This is a genomic window from Flavobacterium zepuense, from assembly GCF_007097145.1.
Lineage (GTDB): Bacteria > Bacteroidota > Bacteroidia > Flavobacteriales > Flavobacteriaceae > Flavobacterium > Flavobacterium zepuense.
This window is the reverse complement of record NZ_VJVZ01000016.1, coordinates 56,155-69,588: the sequence shown is the minus strand read 5'-3', so window position 1 is coordinate 69,588 and position 13,434 is coordinate 56,155. Positions and strand designations below refer to the sequence as shown.

Below are 13,434 nucleotides of genomic sequence, written 5' to 3'. Positions count from 1 at the left end.
TAATGCAGGCCCGCAGCTTTTTAATTGTCCTGAACTAAAAAAACATCAAAAAAATTTGCTTTTTAACGGTATAACTGATGCAGTATTTTGTCTAAGTAAACCTTTAGCTTGTTGCTCCTCAAACTATTCAAATTTTTCAGCTACACTTCCAAAATCAAAATCTTTCAGCGAAACATCAATTTCCTTGGTAGTTTTTAAATCTCCTTCCGGCGTATGTTTGTAAAAAGTGATGCTTTTAGCGATCCAGTTTTTTCCAATTAGGATAAAGTCGGCATCCATCGAATACGGACCGTTCATAAAGGTCAGCGGTAGAAAATCTCCTTTTACTTTCCGTAACTCTACTATATTGCCCTCCTCAAGGCAACGTTCAAATTGCATGTTCCCGTTTTTATCCTTTATCGAAATGCAGTTGCCCCCCTCAATACTGGCTGATAGGCTGCTATTACCGATTATAAAGGAGTCATCCGCCGGGTCATCTGTATTTGTCCCGCAGTCGGATGCCGTACCTTTTGATTTCCTAATAGTTGCTAGGTGTGCTTTATCCACAAAGAATCTTTCGACTTCCGGTCCCTCACCCTCTTTGATCAGCCACTTCGAGACGCCGCTTTGCTTATCGGTCCTGACAAACTTATAATAGGAAGTCCCGGCGCTGTCAATGTAAATAGCCGTGGTATCGCCACTACTCGCGAGGTGGTCTATTTTGTTGCCTGTCTCTTCCATGATCCCTTTATACAAAATAGAATCAGCGGTAAGCTCTATTGTTTCTATGCCATCACCGCAATCAACTAACACATATTCACCACCGCTTTCTTTTACCATCGTCCATGCTCCGGTTAATTCCTCTTGCGATTTGCTTTTGGCTTCCTGACTACTTGGGTTTTGGCAATTGGTAAGAAAACCTGCCCACAGGGCAAATAGTATTAGGAATAGATTTCTTTTTACAGTGTTCATTTGTTTAAAAGGTTTGCTTTTAGGTTATTGCATCGTTAGGGTATCACTTATCATCACTGCTTTTTCTCCCTTAGGGAATTGCCAGGTGGTTTGAATATAGCGGGAACTGTCATCCTTTAGAAGAGCCAGCCGGATTTCTGCCAACAAGTTATTGTTTTGATCGGTTAAATTTCCTTCCGCGTTTTGCGAGGCTGACCGGTAAAGGAGGTTTTTATACCCTTTTAAGCTCTCGCCCTTATAAAAGTAAACTGTGAAACTTCCGGCTTTCTTTAACGCATCAGTGTTGTAATGCCTGTGGATATAGGCTAGTAGCTTAAGGCGCAAAGCATCCGCTTTTATGTTGGATGCATGATGAACCTCATAATATTGGAATACTTCGTCACGGGGCAAAAGGCGTTTATCCAGCCCTTCCTTTGTGATCATCTGTTCATTAAATACTGCATCTATCGGCCGGATCTCCATTTCGGGGTTGGTGCAGCCCCACAGGATTAAAGTAGCTGCAATAATGCTTAGGTAAAAATCGGACCGGCTTTTATTCATGCTGAAATAAGTACAGATATAATACTAACGCTTCTGATTCAATAGCGCTTTTACTAATTACAATCTTAAAAGGCATTTTGTTCTTTGCAATACCATGCTGTAACGGACTTAGGCTGTTTTGAGCTACTGGTATTGATGATAGTTTTTCATAAGTAAAACGGCTAAAAAAGGCAGCTAAGTTATGGCAAGGCCAGCCGAAAACCAAAAGACTACGGCATAAACGGCTTCCTCCCCATAGGGTCCCCTCCAATTATTCCGTTTCCTTTTGGCCCCCGTCCGTCCCCGCCTCTTTAGCTGGCTTTCTTTTTTACCGTTTTTTCTTTGTGAAAAACATTTATGTTTTTGAGTGAGGCAGACGGCTTTAAAAAAGGGATACGTGAAAATGTAAAACTTAAATTTTTTAGTCATGGAAATCGCAGGACGTATTACAGCAGACGCTACCGTTAAGACCGTTAGCGGGGACAAAGAGGTGGTTAATTTCAGTATTGCCATCAACGACAGCTACAAGCCTAAAGGCAGTAGCGAGTACAAAGATGTAGTGACCTACATAAAGTGTGCCTATTGGCTTAGTGCCAAAAGGGCGCAAGTGCTGAAAAAAGGCGCAGTGGTACAGGTTATCGGGCGTATCGGGATGGACGTGTACAACAACATGGACGGGCAGGCAGTCGGCAGCCTGACCTTTCACACCAACGACTTCAAGGTGCTTACCTATGCTAAAAAGGCGGACGGGGCAACAGCAGCACCCGCAGCACAGGACGCAGCACAGGAACAAAACAGCGCAGCACCCGAAGACGACCTTCCTTTCTAAACCGCAACGCATTCAATTCTTTAATCATTATATCTTAGAAATCATGGCACACAACATAAATCACAACGAGATAACAGGGATGGACAGCTTTTTTAGCGTAAAGGAAAAAGCATGGCACGGATTGGGGCAGGTCGTACAGGACTACCCCACAAGCAAAGAGGCGATTGCCTTTGCGGGACTGGATTACAAGGTGGAGAAACGCCCCAATATACACAACCTGCCAAGTGAGTTAAGCGTTACTTCCGATAGTAGTTTCTATACCTACCGCACCGATAACGAAGCCATCTTGGGCGATAAGGTCGGCAAGGATTACCATATTGTACAGAACAGGGACGCCTTTAATTTCTTTGACAGTATCGTGGGCGGTGGCGATGGCATCCTGTACGAAACCGCAGGAGCACTCGGCAAAGGGGAACGCATTTTTATAACCGCCAAACTGCCTGGGTATATCCGTGTGGGCAAGGACGATGTGATTGAAAAATATTTGTTCCTCACCACCTCACACGATGGTACGGGCAGCATTACTGCAGCCTTTACGCCTGTGCGTGTGGTATGCGCCAACACCCTAAACGCAGCCCTGAACAATAAAACCAATACGGTACGCATCCGCCATACGGCAAATGCCAAGGAACGCTTGGAACAGGCGCACAAAGTAATGGGTATCGCCGATACCCTATCCCCCCAACTGGAGGCGATTTTCAACGACTGGTCTACCGTGCGTATTTCCGATAAGGAAGTAAAAAGGCTTATCGAACTGGCATTAGCCCCCAACAAGGAGGTGTTGAAAAACCTGCATGAAGGTAACGAAGAAGAACTATCCACCTGCTTTACCAATATGGCGGATAGTGCCTATGAATATGCAATGGGGCATCCTACCCAACAAATGGCGACCACCGCGGGGACTGTATTCGGGGCGTATAACAGCGTGACGGGCTACTTTCAGAACCTGCGAAAATACAAAGATGATGATGCTAAAATAACGTCCCTGCTCATGGGCGGTACGGGGCAACAGCGTGCGCAAACCGCATTTAACCTATGCGCTGGTTTTATAAAGCACGGTGCTGATATTTTAAACTTCAATTAACAACAACGGGGCAACCGCCTTGGTGGTTGCCCCTTTTAAAAAAATAATTACAATGGCAAATTGGTGCAGCAATACAGTTGTTTTTGAGGGGAATCCTCAGGCAATCGAACAGATACAAGGGCTATTCGTGGCAATAGCGGACAAACAGAAAAAGGAAGATGCAGGACAACTGCCTGATTTTAATACCACCTGCAATGGGCACTTCTTTGATGTCTATTGGGACGAGGGCGATACGGGGATATTCCAGTACCAAACTAGGTACGCACCGAATATCGAAACATTGATTGAGATAGCGGAACATTACCATGCCACATTTACGCTCCGTTACGAAGAAATGGGCACCCGTTTATATGGGCAGGCAACCTATCGTGAGGGCATCGTAACGGACATTTCTCTCGAAGACGAAGATTTTGACACCTATGAGTTTGACGAGGAAACTGACACCTACCATTTTGAGGGCAAAGCCTATGATAGTGATTGTGAGATACTGGAAACCTTATTAGAACGGAAAACAGCAAAATAATAAACAGGAACGGGCTTTACCGCCTGTCCCATTATATACTATACGCCATGAAAACATTAGAAATGATGACAAATGTAGAAAAAGCGGGAGTGCTATTTGACTTATTTCCTGCGGAAATACCCGAACTGCTTGATGCCATACAGGGCATGTGCCAGGCGGTAAGGGAGGACGAGGACGGGCATCGAAGGGCATGGAACAACGGCTTTTTGAATTGGAATTTATGGATTGCCCTGCTCAGTGAAGCAGAAGGCAAGATTAGACGGTACAAAAATAAAATGGCTAAAAACAAAAGGCTGTTCGCCGACCAGTTATTCGATGGCTATGTAGTCATCTACACCGTGCATTGCCTGACAAGCTACGCCCCGACAAGGCAACTCGCTAACCGAAAATTTACCGTGGCCGTTGATTTACTCTTTAACCCTTAATCCTAACATCATGGAAACTATAACAGCATTTATAACAGCGCACCCGAAAAGCCTTAGCCTTTTAGCTATCGCCATTGCGCTTCGGCTGTGGGTAAACAGGCGCAGGTTTTATCGCAGGGGCTTGGGCGGTATGCAGCATTTCAGCAGCTACGGCAAGGCAATATTTACGACCCTTATTGAAAAGGTACTGATGCTCACATCATTTCTTCTCATTGTAGCTGCTATCCTTTTATTCATCACAGGACATTAATAACAACATTATGGAAACGAACTTTTTTCAATCTATTGCAGCCCTACAGGTTCAGGGCGGGTGGAATATCAATATCGCAAGTGAAAATGCAGAGAGGCTGATTGTTTCGGTACTTTTCTATGACGACAAGGTGGGCGACGATGCCCGAAAAAAAGTGCCGCCCATCATTTTAAGGGGTACGGTCGCCGAACTGGACGAGGGATTTTTTGATGCCGTTGTTCAGCCCGTGAAGGAAACCGCAGCCCTGTTTACCAATATGGAAAGCTACCTGAAACAGCGGGAACAGGCAAAACAGGCCTCGCAGATGGAAAAAGAAAAGGCAGCTAAGGCAGATAAGGACAAGACCGACAAGCAGAAAAAATATGAGGACGCTCTCAAAAAGGTGGACGAACTCGAAGCCGAAGGCAAATACAAAGAGGCGTGGATGAAAGTGCCATCCCCGCAGGATTATCCCGACGAGGCTGAAACCCTGCGCAGCCGTAAGGCAGCCCTTTCAGCACAATTCGCACCCGATTTATTTAACGAACCAAAATCAGAATAGCCATGTTAGTAGCCACGCAATTACAAAGGGTATTTTCCTTCAAGGATAAAGGGCAGGACATTGAACTTGCCGACCCGTCAGGGGCTTTTAGTCCTGAGGCAGTACTGAATTTCTATGCCCAAACCTACCCGATACTTACTACCGCCACCATACAGGGGCCTGTAATTAATAACGACCAGGTGCAATATAAATTCATTACCCAACTCGGCACAAAAGGATAAACCATGAAAACGAAATTAGTAACAGGGCGTATCACTCCGCCCCAAAAAGAAACCCAATGGAAACTTTATCAGCAAATAGGCACATTCGTAAAAGACCTGAACAGGCTGCCCGATGCGCAGGAAGTACAGCGCAACAAGGCGGTGGCTGCCCCGACCCACTTACTGCCGATGGTTTTTTAAGGCATCAGTTCCTGCCCCTGTATGAAGCCTCAGCGAAAACACCCGACCAAGCGCATGCAGAGCATCAGTTTTTTAGCTGCCTGTCAACGCTTGCCAAGTCGAAAGGCTTTGTCCCGCAAGATTTTAAAGATAAAGCCTATCCCTATAATATTTTACTGGCGTATGATGATGCGCAAAGACAGTTGCGCAATTCAGGGCAGGATGCGGTTTTATCCATCACGCAGGATGGTACGGGAAAATTGCAACTGGAAGTAAATAATTCGTATGCTATAGGCAGGACATTGCACTATGTCCCCGTTCTACCCCTCTACAGGCTCATGCAGGATTCATCGCAGCGGCAGACCGCAGAACTGCTGCTCTCTGTATTTGCTTACCTCTACCACGTAGCCCGATTGCCTTTTTATACCGAAGAGGACAGTTACCTCTTCGGCTACTACGAGTGCCTGAAAGAATGGTATGAAGAGGGCGATGAACAGGAAAACAGCCTTACAGGCGAAACCACCGCTGCTTTAAAAAATGGCGAAGCGGTACTGGAGCAGGTTTTTGACCTGCGCCACCTTGATAGCTTTTCAGCGCGTGTTGCAAGTTTTGAAACAGGGGGCTATCTCAATTGGTCGTGCCTAAATGTTGCTAAAAAAGCATTGGCACTCTTTCAGGAGTACCCCGACCAAAACATTTTCCGAAACATGGTTTGCGATATACCTGAAGGCGAGGATGAGCCGATTGTAGAGGCTTACCAGTACATATCCTTTATCTCAGATACTTCAGGCAGCCTGTTCGAGCAGGTAAACCTAATGCTCAACGATGCATTCAACGAGTGCTGCGAAATGGAACAGCCCGCTTTGATCGAGGTTTTCGATACGGAAGGTATCCCTGAGGGAAAAGGGCTTGATTTTGAGTACAGACTCTTTGCGCTGCTGAATGATTTATGTACCCTTTTAAATGAACTCCCATGAAAAATATAACTGAAAACTTCGGCTCATTATACCGACCCGTAAAAGCCTTTATGGTCTATGAGAACAAACAAAGTGATGCGGGTAACAATATGTATGTGGAAGGCTATGATATGGACAGTAACGGCTATCCTGTCAATGCGCACCCCTTAAGCCTTACCGAGAGCAGCCAACTGGCTAATGCCTTGGATGCATCATCGGAATTGAAGCGAAACTTTCTAAAGCCTAAAGGCTTACTGCCCAAGAACATACTGTACATCAATCCTGACCATAAGGGTTTTGCGCTATGGCATACCCAAAAACAATACACAAACTTATATTTTGACGAGGCGCTCACCATCCCGAGCGGAAAAGTAGCCATACCCGCGCTATTGTGGAAAGCTTCAAAGACTACCCTCAAAATATTTGCCTTAGCGGATGATTCCGCTATCAACGAAATGACCCCGCTATACAAAGCGCCCTTTTTCAACATCCATGAAGATGGGCGGGTTTGCATGGGCACAGTTAAGATTGCCATTCAAACAGATTGTATGTTAGAGGAATTCATAGAGCAATGGCAGCGGTATTTTTTTGAAAGTTATTTCAGCCATGTTATTGGTGGGCAAAGCCCCGTAAAGGGCAATATCATACAATTGTGGCAAAGCTTGGCAGGGACAAAAAAACATTTCCCCACCAAAGCCCTCATTAAAAAAGGTATAACACTTAAACAATTACTACAATGAACACGCTACCTCCAATCCATTATACTGATAATTATTTGCTGAACCCCACCAACCCGATATTAGTTAACCTTATCGGGGCAGGTGGAACAGGCTCTCATATGCTTACCGCACTTGCAAAAATAAACTGTAGCCTCATTGAACTGGGACACCCAGGCTTACAGGTCTACTTATATGATGATGATGTAGTAACCGAGGCGAATATGGGTAGGCAGCTTTTTGCAGCTACCGAAGTTGGTTTACATAAATCCGTAGCATTGATAAACAGGGTCAACCGATTTTTTGGCACCAACTGGAAAGCTGTTACCAAGCCTTTCCAAAGGAAGATAATGCGAAACCTGCCCATGCGTGGCAGGGCAAATATCTATATTTCCTGTGTCGATACCGTGTCGGCACGCTTTGACATTGCCGAGGCTTTATCCAATTTAGACACAAATAACTCATTTGATAATATTAAGCCACTCTACTGGATGGATATGGGCAATGCCCGTAAGTCAGGTCAGGTTATACTATCAACCATTTACCGTGTTAAACAGCCTGATTCACAAAAGTATCGGGTGGTTTCCTACCTACCCTTTATTACCGAAGAATTCGCAGAACAGCTTTTGGCAGAAGCAGACAACAATGAACCGAGCTGTTCTTTGGCTGAGGCACTTTTAAAACAGGATTTGTTCATCAACCCCGCATTGGCGGATTTGGGCGGCTCGCTGTTATGGAGTTTATTCCGTGAAGGGATGACCGCCTACAGGGGTTTCTTTCTGAACCTTGCCAGTTTTAAATCAGAACCTATAGCGGTGGGCTAACGCCCGCCGCCCCGCAATTGGCTTCCTTCGTCAGGGAATTGCGGGGCGCTCTAAGCGGTGCAGCCCCCTGGGCGAACTTAACAGTTCACCCAGGGGGTTGCTTTTTTTTGTTGATTTTTTATCTGAGTACACAAATTCAGACCTTTACGATTTTGTATCAATATATGACTTATATTTATTGATATAAATGTACTATGTCTAGAAATGCAACATCGAGTTGGAGCGGCTATGCTCACCAAGGGAAGATAGGGTTACTAATAGCACTTAGAAAGATTAACGCATTAAGTGGAACTGGAGCTAATTTAGACGAATATTTCCTGGAATATGAGACGCAGGAAGATGTCAAATTAGCCCATAATAACAATATTCTCGAAGTACATCAGGTAAAAGCATACAGAGATTCTTCTACAATAGGCAAGTACACGGAGGCTTTGGAAGATTTTGAGGGCTGTGCAGGATTCAATTACTTGCATACAATCTGTAACATTACAAACTGGGCAAATTTAACCGTCGCCCAAAATCCTAGCTCAGTCGTACGATATCCTTACGCGGCAGGGACCAATTATTGTTCTCTTGATGATATATACGGTTACATTGATGCAGAAATAATCACCCTTCTACAAAATTTAGGGCATCAGCAAAGCGACAATGGTGGATGGAGAAAAAATGTTTATGAGGAATTTCTCGCGACCTTAGATGAAAAAATTAGGGTTGAACATCAAAATCAAAATGCTCAAACATACAATATACGTTTTAGCCTAAGGGAAGTAGATAATATTGTAGTTACTGCACCTACTAAATATAAAAGCAAGCTATGGGATATAAGAAAAAAACTATACGGCGAATATCTTTTATTTCTTGAACATCAAGATATTAATCAGATTCAACTAACTCCTGTGCATGAACAAAATGTTAAGATTGCAATAGAAGCGATTTATGCTTTAGATGATAAATTGTTTGTGCAATTCCTATACAACATCAATCCCCATACAACCGAAAATAAGGTGTTCGAACACTGCGTATCAACAGACGATTTTTTTGTTGCAACAAGCTTTTTCGGGACTTTTTTGCAGACACTTGTACTTGTTACGGCAAGTCAATACAAAATGGATGCTCGTGCAATTATGAGCTATTTCAAAAATTGTGGGTATCTGATTACATCTATAGAAGCTGTACCCTATATGATGCAATTGTATGCCAGCAGGATACTTGATAATGACGCTGTAAATTATTCAGGATATGAAAACGATTATATAATCAATCAAAATTATGATGGACGGCTGATAGATTGTGCAAGTAAAATAATTTCTAAAAGACCAAATAAATTGATTAGCAAAAAAGATATGGAATTTATTTCGCTAGCGAATGCAGTAAACATTCTTAACAACTAATTATGAGGGACCTCATTATAAAAACCTTTGCCGAGCAAGGATTTAAAACCCCACAGAGTAAAGATCATGCTTATTTTTTTGAGAAAGAGCAAGAAGATAAAATTGAGTACTACTTAGTTGACTTTATAGAAGGACGGGACTTAAAAGGATATCTTGAAAGCCAATCAGGACAAACTATGTTTGCACTTTTTGAAGAAAACAGGAAGGAAAAAGGCGATGTTGAAAAGAATACCTCACTAGTACTCTGTATAAAGGTTTCAAAAATTGACACTGATCTTCAAGCTATTAAAAATGAAATTTTAGCAATTGAAGAAAATGATTACTGGTTTAGAAAGTATACGATAATATACACAGACACTGGAATTTTTATTCCTAATGATTCTGAACCCATTGTTGTGCAACTGAACCGTTTGCTCCTAGAAGAAGGGCGATTTAAAAGTTATAAAAGTGATATTTACAAGGATGAAATCTATTTTTTAGCAATACAAATGTTCATTAAACTACCTTTTTTACTTATAAGCCAACAAAGCCAAATAAATTACCGAAGCATCTATGAATTAATGAAAGAGCAACTTACTGAAGATGAAATGATGTTCAGGGAAAATCTTAGAACCTTTGAAGAGTTAGACAATGAAGAAGGTTGGAAAGTTATATCAGCTCAAGCATTAGACTCTTCCGGAAGCGATGACCTACTTAGGAGTTTCATTATAAAATTCGGAGCAAATGCTTAAATTAAAAAAAGTTTATATTGAGAACTTTAAGGGTATATCGAGCACCAGGATTATTAACTTTAATTCAAGTGATCTTTCAATTCTTAACGGTCCGAATGGGTTCGGCAAAACAACAGTTTTTGACGCAATCGAATTGTGTTTAAGTGGAAAGTTAGAAAGGACTATGCAGTTTAGCAATGTCCAAAAAAACACGCAAAACTACAGAAAACCGTTTTATCAAAATACGGCGGGTAAAAACGTTGTTTTAAAATTGCTTTTTGAAGATTCTGATAATGGCTCTTTGCATACAATTATAAAATTTCTTGACAAAGACCATAATGGGAAGATAGGAAATTCTAAAAGCTTCAGGCCGGATGCTTGGGGAATCCTGGATACCTATTATTCTACAGATGATAGTCTTTTTGAAAGCGAATTAAACACTTCAGTAACTGAAAAAATTTCGCAGCTACAAATTGACAAACTTTTTTTTGACGATCAGTCCTACAGCCAGGCAAATCTTTATCCTCTCTTTAATTACTTACAGCAAGAAGAAAATATTTATTTTCTTAAAAAGGATGAAGAAGAGAAGAAAGCCGAACTTGACTTTTTATTTCAGACACAGGAAGAGGCTAAAGAACTGGAAAGGTTGACTAAAATTTGTCGTGAGCTAAAATCAATTCAGGATGGCTTAAGTGAAAAAATCTCTTTGTTAGGTGAGAGCGCAAATTCGGGAGAAACTCAGGTGTATCTTAGGTTAATCCCCAGTAAGGAATTAGTCTATGATGTTGAACAGCCATTTAAAGATATATCCAGCGACAATTTACCCGAAGTATATAACGCTTACCAAAAGGAACTATTAATCTTAGAGGAGTTTATTGCAGCATTTGACCCGGAAGAATATCAACTCGATAAATTGAGGGAAGCAGTAGTTTATGCTATCGATAACGACCAGATTCTCACCGCTTTCCTTTTACAAAGTCTTAATCAGGGCAAGAGTTTTGAAGTGTTACAGGAGTTATCAGCTAAGATAAGTCTTTATAATAATCATATTGAAAGTCTTCAACATAACCAGTTTGAAGTCGATGTCTTGAAACAATTGAATTTTAGCCAAGAATTTATTGATTCATATAGGGCCTCGATTGCAGATAGCGCCACGCAGGAAAGAAATATTGGCGAAATTGGCCGTATTATAAGCGATCTCAATCAAGCACGGAACTCCACTTTATCTAAAAGTAGAGAGCTACCTGCGGAGTTTCACGATGCAGATAATTGCCCATTATGTAATACGAGTTTTAGCAGTTTCGAAACATTAGAAGTTGCTGTTCATGCTAAGACACAGGCATTATTAAGCTTTAACCGTGAACAGCTTATAAATTTTGAGACAAGTAAGCAGGATATAACAACGAATTTCCGATTACCGGTCGAAGAACGAATTACTGCTTTCCTTAATGCAGAAGAAAATCATCTGGATAAGGACTTCTATACTCTATTGCTTGAATATAGGGGATTTACAGACAGAATTAGGCGATTTCAAGCAATTCTTACCCAAGGTAAATTAAACTTTGATGAGTTTATTATAACTAAGCCCGTTAGTATAAACATTTTTCGCGAGTTATTAGAGAAATTGAAAGCAGCACTGATGGGCGCACTGGCGAAGATCGTACCAGATCAAAATAAACTAATTCATAAGGAGATTTTTAAGGATGTTTTTGTAGAAGATGTCAACTCACTAATATCATTAGCAGAGGTCAAAAACAAACAACTATATGTTGAGTATAAATACAATGAAGCCCGACTTTATTCACTAAACATCTTAGCTGAACGCTTAGTGAAGTTCAAAGAGTTAGAAGTCAAAACTTCAAGGATTAAATCATCACTTTCCCTGTCTATAAAACGATATAAGATGGAAATGATAGAAAAAATTAAAATCCCATTCTACTTATATTCTGGCAAGATCCTTCAAAATTATCAACAAGGCCTTGGAATTTTCATTGACATGCAGGAAAATACCAGCCGCATAAAGTTCTTAACTGATGATGAATCGGATCATGATATCATACATCATCTAAGTTCCGGACAACTAGCTGTAGTCTCAATTGCGTTTTGCCTTGCTTTAAACAAAGTATATGAAACAGCCAACCACTTTAAATTTTTAGCCATTGATGACCCAGTTCAAACGTTGGATGATATTAACATCCATTCCTTCATTGAACTTATGAGACATGACTTTTCTGATTATCAAATAATAATGTCTACACATGAAGATGATATAGCAAGCTACCTTTCTTATAAATTTCAAAAGTTCCATTTCAATTGTAATACTATCAAGGTTCAAAGAATTTTCTATGGCGAATGATACTAGTGAAATACCTGATAACAGGTAGCACTATTTTGAAACAACAGGAGTTTTCGCTCATAAACTGCCCATCAAATATAATTAGGGAGATATGGATATAACTATAGAGGACAAGTTTCATGCATCTTGTTTTACCCTTAAAAAGGAAGATATTCTGAAATTCGATAAGGAAGACAATGGGCCGATAAATAATGTGTTAATCGGAATTGAGCACCATTGTTATGGTGTACGTTTTTTTGATGATCGCCATGGTTTATCAGTTGAAATGTTTTACATTAATGGAAAAGGCCTATTGAAAGGTGACATCATTCAGTTGCAGGTAAGGGACCCTCAGTATTATCAACTATTGTTACGGTTCTGTGTATTGCTTGCCGATGACTATAAGGAAGTAAACGCGTTAATCGCCTTTAATACTTTTCAAAATAAACTTAGAGGTTTTTTAGAAAAGCGGGGAATATTTACTGTCACTAGCTTAGAATTAAGGCAGTTCAAGGGGCAGAGTGCTGTAATGGTAAGTCCGTCGCCCAGAGGTATAGTTAAAATTGATTTCATTAATCAAAAAGAGTTTTATGTTGATTTTTTTAACAAAATCGCTAATAAACCTATTGAAAAGGGAAAGGAACATGTTTATCTGATGGTTAATAATGATACTGGACTTATTAAGATTGGCAGAAGTAATAATCCAGTTTATAGAGAACGAACGCTTCATTCAAAAGAACCAAGTGTTCATCGTATCGCAATGTGGTGTTGCGAACAAAATATAGAAAAGAAACTACATATTATCTTTAAGGATAAGCGTATCCGGGGCGAGTGGTTTAGGCTTTCTTTAGCAGACCTAATAGAAATTGAAAAATTTATGGACTCAGTCTAACGTGGAGAAAGAGAAAGGCAAAAATAATATTGCTGTTGTTTAATTCCACGATGATTTTAATTTACAAGGGACGAGTGACATGCGACATGCTCAAATCCGCTAACCAGT

At 41.1% G+C, this 13,434-nt stretch carries 16 protein-coding genes; 14 read left to right on the top strand and 2 right to left on the bottom strand.

The features are described from left to right. Positions 1-123: 123 nt before the first annotated feature. Entirely contained in the window at positions 124-951 is an 828-nt protein-coding gene (locus FMM05_RS19590) for a hypothetical protein (protein WP_143375118.1), read from the bottom strand. Between the two features lie 24 nt (positions 952-975). Continuing rightward, positions 976-1,491, bottom strand: coding sequence for a hypothetical protein (locus FMM05_RS19585; protein WP_143375117.1), 516 nt, complete (start codon positions 1,489-1,491; stop codon positions 976-978). 406 nt (positions 1,492-1,897) lie between these two features. Between FMM05_RS19585 and FMM05_RS19580 the strand changes: the two genes are divergently transcribed. From FMM05_RS19580 to FMM05_RS19515, 14 genes are all read left to right on the top strand, one after another. Next, positions 1,898-2,299 (top strand): single-stranded DNA-binding protein, encoded by a 402-nt coding sequence (locus FMM05_RS19580; protein WP_143375116.1) that lies wholly within the window; start codon positions 1,898-1,900, stop codon positions 2,297-2,299. A gap of 43 nt (positions 2,300-2,342) precedes the next feature. Next, complete coding sequence (locus FMM05_RS19575) at positions 2,343-3,383, top strand: DUF932 domain-containing protein (protein ID WP_143375115.1); 1,041 nt, start codon at positions 2,343-2,345, stop codon at positions 3,381-3,383. Between the two features lie 52 nt (positions 3,384-3,435). Then, positions 3,436-3,906, top strand: coding sequence for a DUF1281 family ferredoxin-like fold protein (locus FMM05_RS19570; protein ID WP_143375114.1), 471 nt, complete (start codon positions 3,436-3,438; stop codon positions 3,904-3,906). Positions 3,907-3,953: 47 nt separating this feature from the next. After that, positions 3,954-4,331 carry a hypothetical protein gene (locus FMM05_RS19565; protein ID WP_143375113.1) on the top strand — a complete coding sequence of 126 codons (378 nt, stop codon included), beginning with the start codon at positions 3,954-3,956 and terminating at the stop codon, positions 4,329-4,331. Between the two features lie 10 nt (positions 4,332-4,341). Next, a complete protein-coding gene (locus FMM05_RS19560) occupies positions 4,342-4,581 on the top strand; it encodes a hypothetical protein (RefSeq protein ID WP_143375112.1) in 240 nt (79 codons plus the stop codon). A gap of 10 nt (positions 4,582-4,591) precedes the next feature. Beyond that, positions 4,592-5,122 carry a PRTRC system protein E gene (locus FMM05_RS19555; RefSeq protein WP_143375111.1) on the top strand — a complete coding sequence of 177 codons (531 nt, stop codon included), beginning with the start codon at positions 4,592-4,594 and terminating at the stop codon, positions 5,120-5,122. A 2-nt stretch (positions 5,123-5,124) separates the two neighbouring features. Then, positions 5,125-5,343, top strand: coding sequence for a PRTRC system protein C (locus FMM05_RS19550; protein WP_143375110.1), 219 nt, complete (start codon positions 5,125-5,127; stop codon positions 5,341-5,343). 56 nt (positions 5,344-5,399) lie between these two features. Beyond that, a complete protein-coding gene (locus tag FMM05_RS19545; protein ID WP_143375109.1) occupies positions 5,400-6,479 on the top strand; it encodes a hypothetical protein in 1,080 nt (359 codons plus the stop codon). Further along, positions 6,476-7,198 carry a PRTRC system protein B gene (locus FMM05_RS19540; protein ID WP_143375108.1) on the top strand — a complete coding sequence of 241 codons (723 nt, stop codon included), beginning with the start codon at positions 6,476-6,478 and terminating at the stop codon, positions 7,196-7,198. Before FMM05_RS19545 ends, FMM05_RS19540 begins: the two co-directional genes overlap by 4 nt. Further along, on the top strand, positions 7,195-7,998 hold the full coding sequence (locus tag FMM05_RS19535; RefSeq protein WP_143375107.1) for a PRTRC system ThiF family protein: 804 nt from the start codon (positions 7,195-7,197) through the stop codon (positions 7,996-7,998). The genes FMM05_RS19540 and FMM05_RS19535 overlap by 4 nt, the downstream gene beginning before the upstream one ends. Before the next feature lie 194 nt (positions 7,999-8,192). Next, entirely contained in the window at positions 8,193-9,389 is a 1,197-nt protein-coding gene (locus tag FMM05_RS19530) for an ABC-three component system protein (protein WP_143375106.1), read from the top strand. Positions 9,390-9,391: 2 nt separating this feature from the next. Next, positions 9,392-10,120 (top strand): ABC-three component system middle component 1, encoded by a 729-nt coding sequence (locus tag FMM05_RS19525; protein WP_143375105.1) that lies wholly within the window; start codon positions 9,392-9,394, stop codon positions 10,118-10,120. After that, entirely contained in the window at positions 10,113-12,455 is a 2,343-nt protein-coding gene (locus tag FMM05_RS19520) for an AAA family ATPase (protein ID WP_143375104.1), read from the top strand. The genes FMM05_RS19525 and FMM05_RS19520 overlap by 8 nt, the downstream gene beginning before the upstream one ends. 91 nt (positions 12,456-12,546) lie before the next feature. After that, positions 12,547-13,326: a GIY-YIG nuclease family protein gene (locus FMM05_RS19515; protein WP_143375103.1), complete on the top strand. Its 780-nt coding sequence runs from the start codon at positions 12,547-12,549 to the stop codon at positions 13,324-13,326. Positions 13,327-13,434: the final 108 nt, after the last annotated feature.

Excerpts from the sequence above, each read along its gene's own strand:
- FMM05_RS19590 (WP_143375118.1), bottom strand. The coding sequence starts at position 951 with ATGAACACTGTAAAAAGAAATCTATTCCTAATACTATTTGCCCTGTGG.
- FMM05_RS19585 (WP_143375117.1), bottom strand. The coding sequence starts at position 1,491 with ATGAATAAAAGCCGGTCCGATTTTTACCTAAGCATTATTGCAGCTACT.
- FMM05_RS19580 (WP_143375116.1), top strand. The coding sequence starts at position 1,898 with ATGGAAATCGCAGGACGTATTACAGCAGACGCTACCGTTAAGACCGTT.
- FMM05_RS19575 (WP_143375115.1), top strand. The coding sequence starts at position 2,343 with ATGGCACACAACATAAATCACAACGAGATAACAGGGATGGACAGCTTT.
- FMM05_RS19570 (WP_143375114.1), top strand. The coding sequence starts at position 3,436 with ATGGCAAATTGGTGCAGCAATACAGTTGTTTTTGAGGGGAATCCTCAG.
- FMM05_RS19565 (WP_143375113.1), top strand. The coding sequence starts at position 3,954 with ATGAAAACATTAGAAATGATGACAAATGTAGAAAAAGCGGGAGTGCTA.
- FMM05_RS19560 (WP_143375112.1), top strand. The coding sequence starts at position 4,342 with ATGGAAACTATAACAGCATTTATAACAGCGCACCCGAAAAGCCTTAGC.
- FMM05_RS19555 (WP_143375111.1), top strand. The coding sequence starts at position 4,592 with ATGGAAACGAACTTTTTTCAATCTATTGCAGCCCTACAGGTTCAGGGC.
- FMM05_RS19550 (WP_143375110.1), top strand. The coding sequence starts at position 5,125 with ATGTTAGTAGCCACGCAATTACAAAGGGTATTTTCCTTCAAGGATAAA.
- FMM05_RS19545 (WP_143375109.1), top strand. The coding sequence starts at position 5,400 with ATGGAAACTTTATCAGCAAATAGGCACATTCGTAAAAGACCTGAACAG.
- FMM05_RS19540 (WP_143375108.1), top strand. The coding sequence starts at position 6,476 with ATGAAAAATATAACTGAAAACTTCGGCTCATTATACCGACCCGTAAAA.
- FMM05_RS19535 (WP_143375107.1), top strand. The coding sequence starts at position 7,195 with ATGAACACGCTACCTCCAATCCATTATACTGATAATTATTTGCTGAAC.
- FMM05_RS19530 (WP_143375106.1), top strand. The coding sequence starts at position 8,193 with ATGTCTAGAAATGCAACATCGAGTTGGAGCGGCTATGCTCACCAAGGG.
- FMM05_RS19525 (WP_143375105.1), top strand. The coding sequence starts at position 9,392 with ATGAGGGACCTCATTATAAAAACCTTTGCCGAGCAAGGATTTAAAACC.
- FMM05_RS19520 (WP_143375104.1), top strand. The coding sequence starts at position 10,113 with ATGCTTAAATTAAAAAAAGTTTATATTGAGAACTTTAAGGGTATATCG.
- FMM05_RS19515 (WP_143375103.1), top strand. The coding sequence starts at position 12,547 with ATGGATATAACTATAGAGGACAAGTTTCATGCATCTTGTTTTACCCTT.